This is a genomic window from Sphingosinithalassobacter sp. CS137 (assembly GCF_014334115.1).
GTDB lineage: Bacteria > Pseudomonadota > Alphaproteobacteria > Sphingomonadales > Sphingomonadaceae > Sphingomonas.
Genome location: NZ_CP060494.1, coordinates 1909796 through 1925758 on the forward strand (window position 1 = coordinate 1909796; position 15963 = coordinate 1925758).

Here is a 15963-nt window from a genome sequence, read left to right on the forward strand (position 1 = left end):
CTCGCGTTGCGCTAGCGGTTGTGCGCATGTTTTCCACAGTTCGATCCCGCTCCTGATGCGCCTGCATCTCCATCTGCTTTCCGACTCCACCGGCGAGACACTGGAGAATATCGCCAAGGCCGCGCTTGCCCAGTTCGACGACGTGGAGACTCTCCGGCATTTCTGGCCGATGGTGCGGTCCGAGGCACATCTCGAGCGGATTCTTCAGGAGATCGCCCAGAATCCGGGCATTGTGCTGTTCACTCTGGTCAACAGCGAGACGCGACGCACGCTGGAAAGCCGATGCCGGGCAATGGGCTTGCCGGCGATCGCGCCGCTCGATCCGGTGAGCCATGCGCTTTCCAATCTGCTCGGCCAGGAAGCCAAGGCGCGCCCCGGGCGCCAGCACATGCTCGATGCGGCTTATTTCGAACGCGTCGAGGCGATTCAGTTCACGATCGCGCATGATGACGGAATCGGCGCCGAAGACTGGGAAGAAGCGGATATCGTGCTGGTCGGGGTTTCGCGTTCGTCGAAGACGCCGACCTCGATCTATCTCGCCAACCGCGGATTCCGCGTCGCCAATATCCCGGTGGTGGTCGAATCGCCTCCGCCGCCCGAGCTGTTCGCACTGAAGCGTCCGATGATCGTCGGTTTGACGACCGGCGCCGACCGGCTGGTGCAGATCCGCCGGAACCGGTTGCTTTCGCTCAACCAGCAGATCGAAACCGATTACGTCGCGCGCGATTCCGTGGCGCGCGAAATCGCCTTTGCGCGCCGCATGTTCGCCGACAATGGCTGGCCGGTGATCGACGTGACGCGCCGGTCGATCGAAGAAACGGCGGCTGCGATCATCACTCTGTGCAACGAGCGCAACTTGACGGAACGCGACGCGTGACTCTGATCCTGGCATCGCAGAGCACTGCCCGACGAGCGATGCTCGAAGCAGCCGGTGTCCCGCATGAAGCACTGGCCGCACAAGTGGACGAGGAAAGCGCGAAAGCATCGCTCAAGGCGGAAGGAATCGGTGCGCGCGACCTGGCCGATGCCCTTGCCGAGCTGAAGGCACGTAAGGTCTCGACGCACAATCCCCGGGCATTGGTGTTGGGATGCGATTCGGTCGTGGCGCTCGACGATGGCACGCTGCTGGACAAGCCGACGAGCCGCGAGGACGCCGCCGAGCAGCTGCGCAGCCTGTCGGGTCGGACGCACAGCCTCCATAGCGCCGCCGTGATATGCGAGGCAGGCCGGGCGGTGTGGCGGCATGTCGAGGTTGCAAAGATGCACGTCCGCACGCTCAGCGATGCATTCATTGACTCCTATCTCGTTGCCGAATGGCCGGCGATCTCGGGGTGCGTCGGCTGCTACCGGCTCGAAGGAAGGGGGGCGCAGCTGTTTCTGCGCGTCCAGGGCAGCCATTTCACGGTGCTCGGGCTGCCGCTGCTGCCGTTGCTCGATTATCTGCGCGTTCGGGAGGTGCTGCCGTCGTGAATCCGATTGCCCGAATGCCCTATGCCGAAGTGATCGGCGATCCGATCGCACATTCGAAATCGCCCCTGATCCATCGCTTCTGGCTCGACGCGATGGGAATCGCGGCAGAGTATCGCGCCGAGCGGGTATCGGCAGACGGCCTGAAGGCATATTTCGAGTCGCGACGCGAAGATGATGACTGGTGCGGCTGCAACATCACCATCCCGCACAAGGAAACAGCGCTCGACCATGTCGAGGACCGGGGGGACGTGCGCGGCTCGATCGGCGCGATCAACTGCGTCCTGCGCGCCGAGGATGGAGCGTTGATCGGCACCAATACCGATGCGGCCGGCTTCTATGCTCCGCTAGCCGGCTTTTCTCTGGAAGGAGCGCATGCCGCGGTGATCGGCGCGGGGGGCGCGGCGCGGGCGGTCCTCTTTGCGCTGTCACGAGTCGGGATCGGTCGAGTCACGCTGTTCAACCGCAATGCGCTCAAGGCAGCGGGGCTGCTTGCCACCTTCGGGATCAAGGGGGATGCAGTACCGCTCGATGCGCCGCTGCCACCGGTCGATCTGCTGGTGAATGCGAGCCCGCTGGGCATGGCTGGCCAGCCGCCGCTCGACCTTGATCTCGCGCCGCTCCCCCAGGACGCGCTCGTGTACGACCTCGTCTATGCGCCGCTCGAAACTCCTCTGCTGGCGCGCGCGCGGGCGCGGGAGATCGATACGATCGACGGACTCGAGATGCTGATCGGCCAGGCTGCTCTGGCGTTCGAGCTGTTTTTCGCCGTCCAGCCGCCGCGCGATCGCGACGACGAACTCCGCGCACTGTTGCTGCGATGATCGTGCTGGGGCTCACCGGATCGATCGGCATGGGCAAATCGACGGTCGCGCAGATGTTCGCCGACGAAGGAATCCCCGTGTTCGATGCCGATGCAGTGGTGCACCGGCTCCAGGGGCGGGGGGGCCAATTGGTCGCGGCGATCGAGGCGGCGTTCCCAGATACGACCGGCGAGGCAGGGGTGAATCGCACGGCCTTGGGCGAAGCGGTGTTCGGCGATCCCGCCGCGCTCGCCCGGCTGGAGGCGCTGGTGCACCCCGCCGTCGCCGCCGAGCGAGAGACGTTTCTGGCTGCAAACAGCGATGCGCCGCTCGTGCTGCTGGATATTCCGCTTCTCTTCGAGGGTGATGGCTGGCGGCAGGTCGATAGGATCGCCGTGGTGTCGGCGCCTGCCGAGGTGCAGCGTGCCCGCGTGCTGGCCCGGCCGGGCATGACCGAGGACCGATTCGAAGCCATCCGCGTGAAACAGCTTCCGGACGCGGAAAAGCGCGCACGCGCCGACTTCGTCATTCCGACGGGTGGGTCCCTCGATGCGACGCGAGCGGCGGTGCGTGAGGTGATCGCTTGCCTCACCGGCGCGCCCGAGGAATAAGCAAGCCATGCGCGAAATCGTGTTCGATACCGAAACGACGGGACTGAGCTTTCCGGGCGGCGACCGGCTGGTCGAGATCGGCTGTGTCGAGCTGGTCAATCGCGTGCCCACCGGGCGCAGCTTCCACGCCTATCTGAACCCCGAGCGGCGCATGCCGGCCGAGGCGTTCGCCGTGCACGGCCTTTCCGACGTGTTCCTGTCCGACAAGCCGCTGTTTCCCGATATCTGCGAGAAACTGCTCGAGTTCCTCGGGGATTGCCCGCTGGTCGCGCATAATGCGAGCTTCGACTTCGGGTTTCTGAACGGCGAACTCGGCCGGTGCGGGCGCCCCCAGGTGCACGGCGACCGGATGGTCGATACGCTGACGATCGCTCGCGTTCGGCACCCCGGGGCGAAGCACACGCTGGACGCCCTGTGCACGCGCTATGGCATCGATTTGAGCCAGCGCACGGTGCACGGCGCGCTGCTCGACGCCCAGCTGCTGGCGCAGGTCTATGTCGAGCTGACGGGCGGGCGTCAGATCACTCTGGGTCTCGTCGAGGACGCGCCCGTGATGCCCGAAACGCCGCGCGAGGCGCCTTCGCGGGTGCATGTGCGCCCGGCGCGGCCATTCGCCGCCACGCGCGCAGAGCTAGAGCGGCATGCCGCCTTCGTCGCGACGCTGGAATCGCCGCTGTGGCACGCGGCGGGCTCCAGTTGACGCTCCCCGGGCGGGTGCCTAGGTGCACGCCCTAAACAGCGTTTGGAGAGTATGTCATGGATATCCGCGTTTCGGGCCATCAGGTCGATACGGGAGACGCCTTGCGGGCTCATGTGGACGACCGCCTCCAGGGTATCGCCGACAAATATTTCTCGCGCGCGATTTCGGCCCAGGTCACTTTCGGCAAGGGGCCGCACGACAATGGCTTCACCTGCGACATCGTCGCCCATGTGATGCAGGGGCTGGTGCTCAAGGGGAGCAACAGCGGCATGGATGCGCATGGCGCATTCGACGGCGCGGCCGACAAGATCGAAAAGCAGCTGCGCCGCTACATGCGGCGGCTCAAGGACCGGAACAACAGCCAGCAGATCGCGGCGATCGAAAGCGCCGCCGTCGACAATGCGGGCTATACGGTGTTCGGCAGTGCCGAAGAGGAAGAAGCATCCGATGCGCCGCCGATCGTCGCAGAGACGCGAGTCGACGTGCCGGATGCGAGCGTGTCCGACGCAGTGATGATGCTCGATCTTCGCAATACCAATGCGCTTCTCTTCCGCAACAGCGTTAGCGGCGCCTACAATATGGTGTATCGGCGCGACGACGGCACGATCGGCTGGGTGGAGCCCAATCGCACGTCCTGACCCCGATTCTGCCGCGCCTCCGGCAATCTGGAACTCGAATGACCGATCTCAGCGATTTGCTCTTGCCCGAGGCCGTCGTCGCGGGCTTGACCGTCGGCAGCAAGAAGACACTGTTCCATCAGCTCGGGGTGATCGCGAGCAGTGCCTATGCCGTGGATTCAGAGCAGGTGACTCGTGCGATCTCCGCACGGGAGCGACTTGGATCAACCGGCTTCGGCGGTGGGATCGCCATTCCGCATGGCAAGCTCGAAGGGCTGCGGCGCGTGGTGGGCGTTTTCGCTCGACTGGAACAGCCGATCGACTTCGCGGCAGTCGACGATCTTCCGGTCGATCTGGTGTTTCTGCTGCTGTCGCCGGTGGGAGCGGGTGCCGCGCATCTCAAGGCGCTGGCGCGAGTGTCGCGCCAGATGCGCGACCGCGCCTTCACTGACAAGCTTCGCGGTGCAGGCTCCACCGATGCGCTCTTCGCACTGCTGTCGGCCGTGGAGTCCCGTGACGCTGCCTGATTCCGCTCCGCCCGCCGTCGTGGGCGCCGAGGCGCATTTTCGCGCGCTCGAGTCGCTCTACTCTGCCGCGCCGATCAACCGACTGTTCGAATCCGAGCTCGAGATTCCAGCGAGCGGCTTCGCGCGAATTCTTTTCACCATCGACAGCCGGTTCTTCCACGCCGGCGGCGCCGCGCATGGCACCAGCTATTTCAAGATGCTCGACGATGCGGCCTTCTACGCCGCCAACAGCCTCGTGACCGATCGGTTTCTGCTGACCACCGCGTTCAATCTGCTGTTCACTCGGCCGCTGCGGGAGGGGCCGGTGGTTGCCGAAGGACGTTGGGTAAGCGGGCAGCGGCGCGTGTTCGTCGCGGAGGCGCGACTCGTCGATTCGAGCGGCGAGGAAGCGGCACGCGGTACGGGCACCTTCATGCGGTCCCGGATTCCGCTCGCTACTCTGCCGGGCTATCGCAAGGATGCGGCGTGAGCGACCGGCCCGCCAGCGGCGTGCTGGTGAGCGCACTGATCCGCCGAGTGCATTCCGAAGGAGGCGCTGCCGCAGTGCTCGCCCGCGGCGACGCCCAGGCGGGCGGAATCCTTATCCTGGCGCTGGAACGCGGCGCGAATCCGAGCTTCTACGAGCGTGGCCTGGGACCGCAAGGAAGGGCGGTTCTGCTCGAATCCGGCCCTTCGGATCTGGCGCAGGAAGCCGATGCCACGGCCTATTGGCAGCGGCGGCGCGCGCGCGATCCGGATCTATGGGTTATTGAGCTGGATATCGCAGCGGCGGAACGGTTCGCCGCTGAAACGATCCTTTTCGATTGACTTTGGTGCACTGCGGAAGGATTAGCGCGCCTCGTTAAGATCGCGTTGTGCCTGTCGAGGTGTGAAATCGGCCGGTTACGCAGTCGGGGGGGAACCCGGCAGTCCCTGATTATGAAAAGGGACTGAGCCGCGTACTCACCGCATTCACACGAAGATAGATGAAGCTCACGTTTCGCGCTGCGGCAATCGCGGCTGTGACTTTTTGTGCTGGCGCAGTGGCAAGTGCCACGACGCCGGGGTTCGCATTCGAACTCCAGGACGCGGCCCTCCAACAGTTCAACCCTCAGGAACCCGAAATGGTTCCCCCGCCGCCCGCTGCGGCGGTTCCGCTTCCCGCGATCGGCAATATCCAGACCGGCGACTCGCCTGTCGTCGCCGACGCCTCCGAGGAAGATGCGATCGATGCGGAGTTCGCTTCGCTCTCCGAGGCCGTCGATGCGCAGAACACCGCTGCCGCGGCCGATCGGGAACTCCGCTGCCTTGCGACCGGCGTTTACTACGAGTCGAAGGGCGAGCCGCTGGCCGGCCAGCTGGCGGTGGCCAATGTGATCCTCAATCGCGCAGCCTCCGGCCGCTATCCGCGCTCGGTCTGTTCGGTGCTCACGCAGCGTGGCCAGTTCTCCTTCGTTCGGGGCGGTCGCCTGCCGACGCCGCCGAACGACCGCGCATGGCGGCGCGCGCTGGCCGTGGCGCAGGTCGCTGAGCGCGACCTGTGGGAAAGCCCCGTGCCCGAAGCGCTGTTCTTCCACGCTAATTATGTCTCGCCGAACTGGGGCCGCCCGCGCGTGGCCGCCATCGGCAACCATATCTTCTATCGTTGATCGACGCGGGGGGAAGGGGCGCCCTTCCCCCCGTTCGTGAAACGTTCTAGCGTCCGGCGCATGCGCCAGGAGCCGCTCCCGACCGCCGGCAGATCGGATTCGCCGCTTCCTCTCCAGGCCGGAGACGTGGCGCGCGGAGTCTGCCGGATGCTGCTTCGCCACGACTGCGTGGCGATGGCCGAGGTTTCGCTGAGCGACGGGCGTCGCGCCGACCTGATGGCGCTCGATTCGCGTGGCACCATCGTCATCGTCGAGATCAAAGTGTCACGCGCGGACTTGCTCGGCGACTCGAAATGGACCGATTACCTCGCGCATTGCGACCGCTTCTTCTGGGCGGTGCCTGCGGGATTCGATCATAGTCCGCTCGCGCAGCCAAGCTTCCTTCCAGAGCGCACCGGCATCATCGTGGCGGATAGATATGACGCGGCGATCCTGCGCGAGGCGCAGAGCGTGCCAATGGCGCCAGCGACTCGGCGCAAATGCACGCTTGCCTTCGCTCGACGGGCAGGCCGGCGCCTGCTCCACCTGGTCGATCCCGAAGCCGAGCCGCCGGTCTGAGCGGCTCGCGGGCCCGCAGTCAGCGCAGCGTCGGCCCGGAAACATTCGCCCGCTCGATGCGCGGCGCTGCTTCGAGGAGGTTGCGGATCGACTGCGACCGAACGTCGCGCGCGGCATATTCGCGCGCGGAAAGTCCGGCGAGAAGATCGGGACGGTCCGGGTCGGCACCGGCATCCAGCAACGTGCGGACGAGCTGGTAATCCTCGCGCTGCACCGCGACGATCAACGGCGTCTCCCCACGGGTGTTGGCCAGGTTCACGTCCGCGCCCTTTGCGATCAGTGCCTCGATTCCCTCCAGCCAGCGCAGATTGGCCGAGAGCATCATCGGCGAATTGCCGTCGCTGTCGCGAATGTCGGGGTTGGCGCCGCGCTGAAGCAGGAAGCGAAGGTATGTGAGGTCCTTGCGCTTGGCGACGATGTGCAGCGCGGCCTCGCCGGTCGTTTGGTCACGCGCGTTCACGATCCGCTGGCCCGGAGTGTTGAGGAAGTTCATTACCTCCGTGCCGTCGGCATCGCGAATCGCCTTCAGGAACTTGTAGCCGTCGGAGAAATTCTGCGCCGCTGCGGGGGTGGCGACGAATGCGAGTGCGACGGCTGCTGCGGCGACGCGCACGAGCTTGCGGGACATGACGGAAAGCGACCTCTTGCCTGGGAACCCTTGTAAATCGAAGCCTATCAGATCATTTCCAGCGATACCATGAACAGGATCGCCACTTCGCTCGCCCTGCTGCTCACCGCCGCCTCGCTCTCGGCCTGCGGCAATGGCGGAGAGCCCATGCGGCCGCCGCTCGCCGGTGCCGCGATCGGGGGCCCGTTCGCGCTCACCGACCAGCAGGGGCGGACGGTGCGCGACAGCGACTTCGCCGGCAAGTATCGGATCGTCTATTTCGGCTACACCATGTGCCCCGACGTCTGCCCGGTCGACGTGCAGAACATCGCCGCCGGGCTGCGGGCATTCGAGGCCGCGAACCCGGAGCGCGGCGCCCGGGTGGCGCCGATCTTCATCACCGTCGATCCCGAGCGCGATACGCCCGAGGTGCTGGCGGAATTCACGTCCGCCTTCCATCCGCGTCTCGTGGGATTGACCGGCAGTGAAGAGGCGATCGCCGAAGTCGCCCAGGAATATGCGATCTGGCACGAGAAGCAGCAGTCGCCGGGGAACGACGCCTATCTCGTCAACCACAGCCGCCAGGCCTATCTCATGGGACCCCAAGGCGATCCGATCGCGCTGCTGCACGCCGACGAGTCGCCGGAGGCCGTGGCGGAAGGCCTCGATCGCTGGGTCCAGTGAGCGGCCGCTTCTGGGAAGACGTGCCGCTCGAGCGGCTCGACCGGGCGCAGTGGGAAGCATTGTGTGACGGATGCGGCAAATGCTGCGTCCACAAGCTGGAAGACGAAGATACGGGCGAGCTGCTGCCAACCAATGTCGCCTGTCGGTTGCTCGATCGGTCGAGCGGGCGATGCAGCGACTATCGGCACCGCCATGCCTTCGTCAGCGAATGCGTGCGGCTGACGGCAAGGAGCGTATGGACGATCGATTGGCTCCCTGCAACCTGCGCCTATCGTCTGCGGGCAGCGGGGGAGCAGCTTCCCGAGTGGCACTATCTCGTCTGCGGTGATCCCGAAGCAGTGCACCGCGCAGGCGAATCGACGCGCGGCTGGACCGTATCGGAAGACGATGCGGGCGATTTCGAGCACCATCTCGTCGAACGGGCGCTGTGAACGACATCGAAGTCGTTCGTCATCCGCGCGCGCGGCGAATGAAGCTCTCTTTCGATCCCGCAACCGGCCAGGCACGCTTGACGCTGCCGCCGCGGGTGGCGTTGCGCCACGGCCTCGATTGGGCGGAGGAGAAGCGCGGCTGGATCGAGGCCCAGCGCGCCCGGCTGGCGCCGGCACTGCCGTTCGTGCCGGGCGCGCGGATTCCGTTCGGCGACGCCGAACTCGAAATCGTCACCCTCGATGCGCGCGCGCGCACGCCCCGCCGCGAAGGCAACCGGCTGCTGTGCGGCGGACCGGCGGAAGGGCTGGACAAGCGAGTCGAGCGTTGGCTGCGGAGCGAGGCGCTGGACCTGCTGCGCTCCGAAACCAGCGAACTCGCCGCGCTTGCCGGAGTCACCGTCTCGCGGGTGGCGATCGGCGATCCGCGGTCGCGGTGGGGGAGCTGTGCTTCGTCCGGCGCGATCCGCTACAGCTGGCGGCTGGTGCTTGCACCCGATTTCGTACGCCGAGCGACAGTGGCCCATGAAGTGGCGCATCGCGTCCACATGAATCACGGACCCGCCTTTCATGCACTCACCGCAACGCTGCTCGGATGCGATCCGGCGCCGGCGCGGGCGTGGCTGCGCGCCCATGGCCCCCGGCTACACCGGATCGGCCGCTACTCCTGAGCGATCGTCGGGATCGGCGGCGGAGTGCGCGCGGGCTCGCGCTGGCGGTCGCGCGGATCGCCAATGCCGGCGGAAGGGCCACCCCCTGCAGGCGGCGGCGCGCGATCGGAAGGCGGCGTGAGCGAGGGTTGCCGGGCTTGCGGTTGAGGCTGGGGCGGTAGCGGCTGCTGCTGGGCAGGCACCTCATCCTGAGGCGTGCGGCCAAGTACCCGGTCCATCCAGTCCTGGTCGAGCCGGCCTTCGCCTTCCGCCGGATCGGCAGGCATATCGCCCTCGGGAAGCGGCGCGCCCGAATCGATCGGATTGCCATATTCATCGACGAAGAGGCCGTTGTCCGGCCCTTCATAATAGGCGTCGGCTTCAGGCTCGAGCTGCCACTCGGGAAGTGTCACTTCGGTCGCGAATTCTTCAACCGGTCGGCCGGCAACCGCGGGTCGCATGAAGGCGGCGAATGCCCGGGCGGGAGCAGTGCCGCCGCCCAGACCCGGTACGGCGCGCGCATCGTCGCGCCCCATCCAGACGCCCGTGGTGAGGCCGCTCGAAAAGCCAAGGAACCAGCCATCCTTGTTGGCCGTGGTGGTGCCGGTTTTTCCGGCGACCGGCCGGCCGATCTGCGCCGCGCGTCCCGTGCCGGTATTCACCGCCGTCTGCAGAAGGTCGATCATCTGCGCGGCAACATAAGGCGCCACCAGCACGCGCGATCGATCGACCTGATGAGTATAGATCGTCTCGCCGTTCGCAGTGACTCGCGTGATGCCGTAGGGCGTGACCGCGACTCCGTTCTGGCTGACAGCCGCGAAGGCGCGAGTCATGTCGATCAGCCGCACGTTGGATGTGCCGAGCACCATCGCCGGCTGCGTGTTGATCTCAGTCGTTACGCCGAAGCGGCGCGCCATGTCGGCAACGGTCCCGAAGCCGACTTCGGCACCAAGCTTGGCGGCGACCGTGTTGACCGAATAGGCGAACGCCGTGCGCAGCGACATCTCGCCCGAGAAGCGGCCGGAACTGTTGCGCGGCTGCCATCCGTTGATGTCGATCCGCTCGTCGGTGACCAGATCGTCAGGGCGGTAGCCCGCCTCCAGCGCCGCGAGATAGACAAACAGCTTGAAGGCCGATCCCGGCTGGCGCTCGGCCTGGGTCGCCCGATTGTAGATCGACGAGACATAATCCTTGCCGCCCACCATCGCGCGCACCGCGCCGTCGCGGTCCAGCGAGACGAGCGCACCCTGCACCCCTGTCGGCGCATTGTCGCGGATCGCCGCGTCGGCTGCGCGCTGCATCGCGGGGTCGAGCGTGGTCCAAACTTCCAGTGGCGCTTCGGTTTCGTCGATCAGCACTTCCAGCTGCGGCAGCGCCCAATCGGTGAAGTAGCGCACGCTGTTCTGGCGCGGCTCCGGCGCCAATTCGACCTCCTCGGGATCCGTGGCGGCGGCCTGCGCCGGAGTGATCGTGCCGGTCTCGACCATCAGGCGCAGCACCGTGCTGGCGCGGTCCACCGCCGCCTGAGCGTCGGCAGTGGGCGAATAGCGCGAAGGTGCCTTCACCAGCCCGGCGATGACTGCGGCCTCGGCCAGCGAGAGCTCGGTCGCGTCATGCCCGAAGAAGCGGCGGCTGGCGGCGTCGATGCCGTAGGCGCCGCCGCCGAAATACACCTTGTTCAGATAAAGCTCGAGGATCTGGTCCTTGCTGAACTTGCGCTCCATCGCCAGCGCGAGCACCATCTCGCGCAGCTTGCGGCCGACATCATATTTGTTCGACAGGAAGATCGTACGCGCCACCTGCTGGGTGATGGTCGATGCGCCCTGAAGGCGACGCCCCGTGTTGCGGTTGTCGATCGCGAACTTGGCGATTCGCGCCAGCGCGACCGGATCGACGCCGGGATGCGAATAATATCGCCGGTCCTCGACCGCGACCATCGCATCGCGCATCACTTCGGGGATATCGTCGTGCTCGATCCACTCCCCATAGCTGGGCCCGAGGGAGACCAGGACCGACCCGTCCGAGGCGCGAACGCGGATCATCTGCCCGTTCGGAGACGATTTCAGCTCATGAAAGCTCGGCAGCGACGCGCGCGTCGAATAGACGGCGATCAGCAGCGCCACCGCGCCCAGCAGCGCCAGTGCCGCGCCGACACCGATGGCCCACAGGAAAATGCGCTTCCAGGGCAGGCCCAGGAACGAATGCCAGGCATGACTGGCCTGTTGCGAAAAACTGCTCACGCCTTGACCGGCTCTTCCCGCTCTTTCCGCCTAGGAGACGGCGGATTGGCTGCCGCTAGCAGCACTGTCGTTGCCTGAGCGTGAACGGAAGTCGAGCGCAACCGAATTCATGCAGTAGCGCATCCCCGTCGGCGGCGGGCCATCCGGAAAGACATGGCCGAGATGGCCATCGCAGCGGGCGCAGCGCACTTCGGTGCGGACCATGCCGTGCGTCACGTCGCGATGCTCGTCGACCGCGTCTGGCGTCACGGGTTGCGTGAAGCTGGGCCAGCCCGATCCCGAATCATATTTGTCGGCGCTGTCGAACAGCGGATTGGCGCAGCCGGCGCAGCGATAGACTCCATCGGCCTTGTTGTCGTTGTAGCGGCCCGAAAAGGGCACCTCGGTTCCGGCCTGACGCAGGACGTGAAACTGGTCCGGGCTCAGCTTCCTGCGCCATTCGGATTCGGAAAGATTGATCTGTTCCATGCCCCTGATGTGTGCGCGCAGCACACGCGCGTCAATCGCACAGCGCGCGATTCGCGACGAGCCGGGCGGGCCGGGTGCTTGCGCCGCCCGCCAATGCGCCTAAGCGCTGGTTCGATGGGAGAAACTCCGCACTCGCCAGTCGTTTCCGCTCCGCCCGTGGGGGGCGGACGATTCGACCGGCTGTTCCTGCTCCTGTTCGTCGTGATGCTGGCCAACGCGGCCGGGAACACGGCGATGCAATCGGTTCTGCCCGCGCTCGGTCGCTCGCTCGGCGTGGCCGACAGTATCGTCGCCGCCGCATTCTCGGTCTCGGCGCTGCTCTGGGTGATCGCCGCGCCCTATTGGGCGAACCGCTCGGATCGGCACGGCCGGCGGCAGATGGTGTTGGTAGGCGTCGCCGGCTACACGATCTCGCTGTTTCTGTGCGGTGTCTTCCTCGCGGCCGGGATCAACGGTTGGCTGGCGCCGGTCGCGACCTTCATCGCCTTCGTCGGTGGGCGGCTGATCTACGGCAGCCTCGGGTCGGCCGCACCCCCGGCGGTGCAGGCGCTGGTCGCCGGGCGCACCTCGCGCGCCGAACGCACCAAGGCGCTCTCGCTGCTTGCCTCCGCGTTCGGGCTCGGCACGATTCTCGGGCCTGCGATCGCGCCGTACCTTGTACTCGGCAGCCTCTGGCGGGGCGGACCGGAGATCGGCCTGGCCGGCCCGGCGCTGTTGTTCAGCTTGGCGGGCGTCGTGCTCTGGATCGCCGTCGCGCGCCTGCTTCCGCGCGACGAAGCCGAGGAATCGCATGGTGCGGCGGTGAGCTATCCGACGATCGGCGGGCAGACCTCGGGCGCTAGCGTGACCGCGGCGGCCGCCGAGCGCGCACCCCCTGTCGGCTTCTTCGACCCGCGCGTGCGCGCCTGGATCATCGTCGGCCTGGTCGTCGGGCATGCACAGGCGATGAGCGCGCAGGTGATCGGCTTTCTGGTGATCGACCGTCTTGGCGTCAGCCCGCTGGAGGCGCTGCAGCCGACCGGACTGGTGCTGATGATCGGCGCCGGATCGGCGCTTCTCGCGCAATGGGGCCTCATTCCGCTGTTCGATCTGAAGCCGCGCGGGCTGGTCCTGATCGGTGCCGCAGTCGCAGCCGTCGGGTGCGCCGCGACGGGCTTGGCGAGCAGCCACTATGGCATCGCACTAGGCTATGCGCTGGCGTCGCTCGGCTTCGGATTCGCACGGCCCGGATTTACCGCCGGCTCGTCGCTGGCGGTGGGCCCCGAGGTGCAGGGCTCGATCGCCGGCAAGGTGACGTCGGTCAACGGCGCGGCCTATGTGCTGGGTCCGTCGATCGGCGTGGGGCTCTACCAACTGTGGCGGCCGCTGCCGTATCTCGCGGCAGCGGCCGGGCTGGTGCTGCTCCTGGCCTATGTCTGGTTCAGTCTTCGTGCTTCGTTGCGTCCCGCGCCTGAAGCATCCCCGGAGCAATGAAGCCGATCGGCTGGATCGCCATCGCATCCTGCTTCAGCTTCGCCTTCATCTGCTGATAGTCCCGCTCCATCTCCGGGGTGACGCTGGCACGCGCATCCTGCAGTGCCTCCTCGAAATGCTCCATCGCCACTTCGCTCGTCGCGAGCGAGCGGCGCAGCGCGACGAGTCCCGCGCGACGGACCAGATCCTCCAGGTCGGCGCCGGTGAACCGATCGGTGCGTGCGGCAAGCGCGTCGAGATCGACGTCCGCGGCGAGCGGCATCCGCTCGGTCTGGATCTTCAGGATGCGGCGACGGCCTTCCTCGCCGGGAACCCCGACATAGATCAGCTCGTCGAAGCGACCGGGGCGGAGTAGTGCGGGATCGACCAGATTGGGCCGGTTGGTTGCGCCGATCACGATCACCGATTGCAGCTCCTCGAGCCCGTCCATCTCGGCGAGGATCGTGTTCACCACCCGCTCGGTCGCCTGCGGCTCACCCAGTCCGCCGCCCCGCGCGGGGACAAGCGAATCGAGTTCGTCGATGAAGATGACGCAGGGCGCCACTTGCCGCGCGCGGGCGAAGAGCCGCGCGATCTGCTGCTCGCTCTCGCCATACCATTTGGAGAGCAGGTCGCTCGATTTGGTGGCAATGAAATTCGCCTCCGCCTCGCGCGCGACTGCCTTGGCGAGCAGCGTCTTGCCGGTTCCGGGCGGGCCATAGAGCAGGAACCCCTTGGCCGGACGTATCCCCAGGCGCCGGAAGGCATCGGGATCCTTGAGCGGCAGTTCCACGCCCTCCTTGAGCCGCATCTGCGCGTCATCGAGCCCGCCGACATCCTCCCAGCGAACCTGCGGTGCCTGGACCATCACTTCGCGCATCGCCGAGGGTTGGATGCGCTTGAGCGCCTCGAGAAAATCGTCGCGGCGCACCGAAAGCGAATCGAGCACTTCGGCGGGAATCGTTCCTTCGGCTAGATTGAGCCTGGGCATGATGCGGCGCACCGCGTCGATCGCCGCCTCGCGTGTGAGCGCGGCGAGATCGGCACCGACAAAGCCATAGGTGGTGCGCGCCAGTTCGTTGAGGTCGACGTCCTCGTCGAGCGGCATCCCGCGGGTGTGGATGCCCAGGATCTCGCGGCGGCCGCGCTCGTCGGGAACGCCGACGACGATCTCGCGATCGAACCGGCCCGGACGGCGCAGCGCCTCGTCGATCGCCTCCGGACGATTCGTGGCGGCGATGATCACGACGTTCGCGCGCGCCTCCAGCCCGTCCATCAGCGTCAGCAATTGCGCCACGAGTCGCTTCTCGGCCTCGCCCGAGACGCGATCGCGCTTGGGCGCGATCGAATCGATCTCGTCGATGAACACGATCGAGGGTGCCGACTTGTTCGCCTCCTCGAATACCTCGCGTAGCCGCTTTTCGGATTCGCCATAGGCCGAACCCATGATTTCGGGGCCGTTGATCAGCAGGAAATTCGCGTCGCTCTCGTTCGCCACGGCGCGCGCGAGTCGAGTCTTGCCGGTGCCCGGCGGCCCGTGGAGCAGCACGCCCTTCGGCGGATCGACGCCAAGCCGCTGGAACAGCTCGGGATAGCGCAGCGGCAGCTCGACCATCTCGCGCAGTTGATCGATCGTGTCGGACATGCCGCCGAGATCGTCATAGGTGACGTCGGCGCGACGGCTTTCTTTCGGCTCTTCATAATCGGTGCGCAGCTCGATCTCGGTCTCCGCATCGATGTGAACGATGCCGCGCGGCGTGGTCGACAGTACGTTGAGCCGGATTTCCTGAAGCGCATAGGCAGGCGCACGCAGAAACTGCGCGACGTTCGGCGGAATGTCCGCCACGCGCTGCTGGCCCACCGTGGCGACGGTGTCGCCCTGGCACAGCGGCCGGCCGAGAAACGTGCGCTGGAGAGCGTTGGCCGAGCCGTGGAGCCGCAGATTGGCCTGCGCCGGCGCGAAGACGACGCGCGCCGCCGGCTTCGATTCTGCCTTCCGGATTTCGACCAGATCGCCGGCACCCGCGCCAGCATTGGCGCGCTGAAGCCCGTCGATCCGGAGAATTTCCAGCCCTTCGTCTTCGGCATAGGGCAATACCGCGCGCGCGGGCGTCGCACGCTTTCCCTCGATCTCCACGACATCGCCTTCCTGAAGGCCCAGCGCAGCCATCATGCTGCGCGGCAGACGCGCGAGACCGCGGCCGCTATCCTCGGGACGCGAGTTGGCGACCTGCAGCTTGTGTACGGGCGGTTCGTCGTCGGCCATGTCCACTCCTTGTCGGCTGGCAAGCGCGTAACATAGGAGTGGGGTTCCGCTCCCGCGAGGGCGGGGCGGTGGCAAAAAAAATGGCCGGTCCAACGGACCGGCCTTGAAAGGTTTAGGAGAGGATGCCTGAAAGGCTTGCCGTATGTGCGGTGCGGAAGATCATTGTGCAAGTGCGAAAGGAAACGGCTAAATTGCAACTGATGCAACTGCGCCGAGGTGGGGCGAGTCTCGCTGCGCCGCGTAATGCGCGCGCGGAT

General features: G+C 66.4%; 19 protein-coding genes. 15 read left to right on the plus strand and 4 right to left on the minus strand.

The annotated features are described in order from the left end of the window. Positions 1–55 precede the first annotated feature (55 nt). The 11 genes from H7V21_RS09415 (at position 56) to H7V21_RS09465 (ending at position 6911) form a co-directional block, all read left to right on the plus strand. Positions 56–877, plus strand: a complete 822-nt coding sequence (locus tag H7V21_RS09415; protein ID WP_188053335.1) for a pyruvate, water dikinase regulatory protein — start codon at positions 56–58, stop codon at positions 875–877. Between the two features lie 38 nt (positions 878–915). After that, positions 916–1470, plus strand: coding sequence for a Maf family protein (locus H7V21_RS09420; RefSeq protein WP_262504083.1), 555 nt, complete (start codon positions 916–918; stop codon positions 1468–1470). Between the two features lie 14 nt (positions 1471–1484). Continuing rightward, positions 1485–2291: a shikimate dehydrogenase family protein gene (locus tag H7V21_RS09425; protein ID WP_188056459.1), complete on the plus strand. Its 807-nt coding sequence runs from the start codon at positions 1485–1487 to the stop codon at positions 2289–2291. Beyond that, the gene (gene coaE, locus H7V21_RS09430; RefSeq protein WP_188053339.1) at positions 2288–2881 is read left to right on the plus strand and encodes a dephospho-CoA kinase; all 594 of its coding nucleotides are present in this window, start codon (positions 2288–2290) and stop codon (positions 2879–2881) included. Before H7V21_RS09425 ends, coaE begins: the two co-directional genes overlap by 4 nt. A 7-nt stretch (positions 2882–2888) precedes the next feature. Continuing rightward, entirely contained in the window at positions 2889–3581 is a 693-nt protein-coding gene (gene dnaQ, locus H7V21_RS09435; protein WP_188053341.1) for a DNA polymerase III subunit epsilon, read from the plus strand. 56 nt (positions 3582–3637) lie between these two features. Continuing rightward, positions 3638–4219: a ribosome hibernation-promoting factor, HPF/YfiA family gene (gene hpf, locus H7V21_RS09440; RefSeq protein ID WP_188053343.1), complete on the plus strand. Its 582-nt coding sequence runs from the start codon at positions 3638–3640 to the stop codon at positions 4217–4219. Positions 4220–4257: 38 nt separating this feature from the next. Continuing rightward, positions 4258–4725: a PTS sugar transporter subunit IIA gene (locus H7V21_RS09445; RefSeq protein WP_188053345.1), complete on the plus strand. Its 468-nt coding sequence runs from the start codon at positions 4258–4260 to the stop codon at positions 4723–4725. After that, positions 4712–5194 carry a PaaI family thioesterase gene (locus H7V21_RS09450; RefSeq protein ID WP_262503803.1) on the plus strand — a complete coding sequence of 161 codons (483 nt, stop codon included), beginning with the start codon at positions 4712–4714 and terminating at the stop codon, positions 5192–5194. The genes H7V21_RS09445 and H7V21_RS09450 overlap by 14 nt, the downstream gene beginning before the upstream one ends. Continuing rightward, positions 5191–5532, plus strand: coding sequence for a DUF1491 family protein (locus H7V21_RS09455; protein WP_188053349.1), 342 nt, complete (start codon positions 5191–5193; stop codon positions 5530–5532). The genes H7V21_RS09450 and H7V21_RS09455 overlap by 4 nt, the downstream gene beginning before the upstream one ends. A 296-nt stretch (positions 5533–5828) precedes the next feature. Continuing rightward, positions 5829–6353: a cell wall hydrolase gene (locus H7V21_RS09460; RefSeq protein WP_262503804.1), complete on the plus strand. Its 525-nt coding sequence runs from the start codon at positions 5829–5831 to the stop codon at positions 6351–6353. A 60-nt stretch (positions 6354–6413) separates the two neighbouring features. Then, positions 6414–6911, plus strand: coding sequence for an MmcB family DNA repair protein (locus H7V21_RS09465; RefSeq protein ID WP_188053353.1), 498 nt, complete (start codon positions 6414–6416; stop codon positions 6909–6911). A 19-nt stretch (positions 6912–6930) separates the two neighbouring features. Here H7V21_RS09465 and H7V21_RS09470 read toward each other — a convergent pair whose 3' ends face one another. Then, positions 6931–7539, minus strand: coding sequence for an ankyrin repeat domain-containing protein (locus H7V21_RS09470; protein ID WP_188053355.1), 609 nt, complete (start codon positions 7537–7539; stop codon positions 6931–6933). A gap of 147 nt (positions 7540–7686) precedes the next feature. Between H7V21_RS09470 and H7V21_RS09475 the strand changes: the two genes are divergently transcribed. The 3 genes from H7V21_RS09475 to H7V21_RS09485 are packed head-to-tail and all read left to right on the plus strand — an operon-like array spanning position 7687 to position 9301. Further along, a complete protein-coding gene (locus H7V21_RS09475; protein WP_262503806.1) occupies positions 7687–8202 on the plus strand; it encodes an SCO family protein in 516 nt (171 codons plus the stop codon). After that, the gene (locus tag H7V21_RS09480) at positions 8199–8633 is read left to right on the plus strand and encodes a YcgN family cysteine cluster protein (protein WP_410482657.1); all 435 of its coding nucleotides are present in this window, start codon (positions 8199–8201) and stop codon (positions 8631–8633) included. The genes H7V21_RS09475 and H7V21_RS09480 overlap by 4 nt, the downstream gene beginning before the upstream one ends. A gap of 38 nt (positions 8634–8671) precedes the next feature. Further along, the gene (locus H7V21_RS09485) at positions 8672–9301 is read left to right on the plus strand and encodes a M48 family metallopeptidase (RefSeq protein WP_188056461.1); all 630 of its coding nucleotides are present in this window, start codon (positions 8672–8674) and stop codon (positions 9299–9301) included. Here H7V21_RS09485 and H7V21_RS09490 read toward each other — a convergent pair. Both H7V21_RS09490 and msrB read right to left on the minus strand, forming a co-directional pair. After that, positions 9292–11520: a transglycosylase domain-containing protein gene (locus H7V21_RS09490; RefSeq protein WP_410482658.1), complete on the minus strand. Its 2229-nt coding sequence runs from the start codon at positions 11518–11520 to the stop codon at positions 9292–9294. The two genes, H7V21_RS09485 and H7V21_RS09490, sit on opposite strands and share 10 nt — an antisense overlap. 30 nt (positions 11521–11550) lie before the next feature. After that, entirely contained in the window at positions 11551–11988 is a 438-nt protein-coding gene (gene msrB, locus H7V21_RS09495; protein ID WP_188053359.1) for a peptide-methionine (R)-S-oxide reductase MsrB, read from the minus strand. Positions 11989–12102: 114 nt separating this feature from the next. Between msrB and H7V21_RS09500 the strand changes: the two genes are divergently transcribed. Next, positions 12103–13461, plus strand: a complete 1359-nt coding sequence (locus tag H7V21_RS09500) for an MFS transporter (RefSeq protein ID WP_188053361.1) — start codon at positions 12103–12105, stop codon at positions 13459–13461. On the opposite strand, the gene H7V21_RS09505 is transcribed toward H7V21_RS09500, so the two are convergent. Next, positions 13409–15706, minus strand: a complete 2298-nt coding sequence (locus H7V21_RS09505; protein ID WP_188053363.1) for a CDC48 family AAA ATPase — start codon at positions 15704–15706, stop codon at positions 13409–13411. The two genes, H7V21_RS09500 and H7V21_RS09505, sit on opposite strands and share 53 nt — an antisense overlap. Between the last annotated feature and the right edge of the window lie 257 nt (positions 15707–15963).

Bases quoted from the DNA above. Each gene is read 5' to 3' on its own strand.
- H7V21_RS09470 (WP_188053355.1), bottom strand. From the start codon at position 7,539: ATGTCCCGCAAGCTCGTGCGCGTCGCCGCAGCAGCCGTCGCACTCGCA.
- H7V21_RS09500 (WP_188053361.1), top strand. From the start codon at position 12,103: ATGGGAGAAACTCCGCACTCGCCAGTCGTTTCCGCTCCGCCCGTGGGG.
- H7V21_RS09445 (WP_188053345.1), top strand. From the start codon at position 4,258: ATGACCGATCTCAGCGATTTGCTCTTGCCCGAGGCCGTCGTCGCGGGC.
- H7V21_RS09505 (WP_188053363.1), bottom strand. From the start codon at position 15,706: ATGGCCGACGACGAACCGCCCGTACACAAGCTGCAGGTCGCCAACTCG.
- H7V21_RS09465 (WP_188053353.1), top strand. From the start codon at position 6,414: ATGCGCCAGGAGCCGCTCCCGACCGCCGGCAGATCGGATTCGCCGCTT.
- H7V21_RS09485 (WP_188056461.1), top strand. From the start codon at position 8,672: ATGAAGCTCTCTTTCGATCCCGCAACCGGCCAGGCACGCTTGACGCTG.
- H7V21_RS09425 (WP_188056459.1), top strand. From the start codon at position 1,485: ATGCCCTATGCCGAAGTGATCGGCGATCCGATCGCACATTCGAAATCG.
- H7V21_RS09460 (WP_262503804.1), top strand. From the start codon at position 5,829: ATGGTTCCCCCGCCGCCCGCTGCGGCGGTTCCGCTTCCCGCGATCGGC.
- H7V21_RS09475 (WP_262503806.1), top strand. From the start codon at position 7,687: ATGCGGCCGCCGCTCGCCGGTGCCGCGATCGGGGGCCCGTTCGCGCTC.
- coaE (WP_188053339.1), top strand. From the start codon at position 2,288: ATGATCGTGCTGGGGCTCACCGGATCGATCGGCATGGGCAAATCGACG.
- msrB (WP_188053359.1), bottom strand. From the start codon at position 11,988: ATGGAACAGATCAATCTTTCCGAATCCGAATGGCGCAGGAAGCTGAGC.
- dnaQ (WP_188053341.1), top strand. From the start codon at position 2,889: ATGCGCGAAATCGTGTTCGATACCGAAACGACGGGACTGAGCTTTCCG.
- H7V21_RS09415 (WP_188053335.1), top strand. From the start codon at position 56: ATGCGCCTGCATCTCCATCTGCTTTCCGACTCCACCGGCGAGACACTG.
- H7V21_RS09420 (WP_262504083.1), top strand. From the start codon at position 916: ATGCTCGAAGCAGCCGGTGTCCCGCATGAAGCACTGGCCGCACAAGTG.
- hpf (WP_188053343.1), top strand. From the start codon at position 3,638: ATGGATATCCGCGTTTCGGGCCATCAGGTCGATACGGGAGACGCCTTG.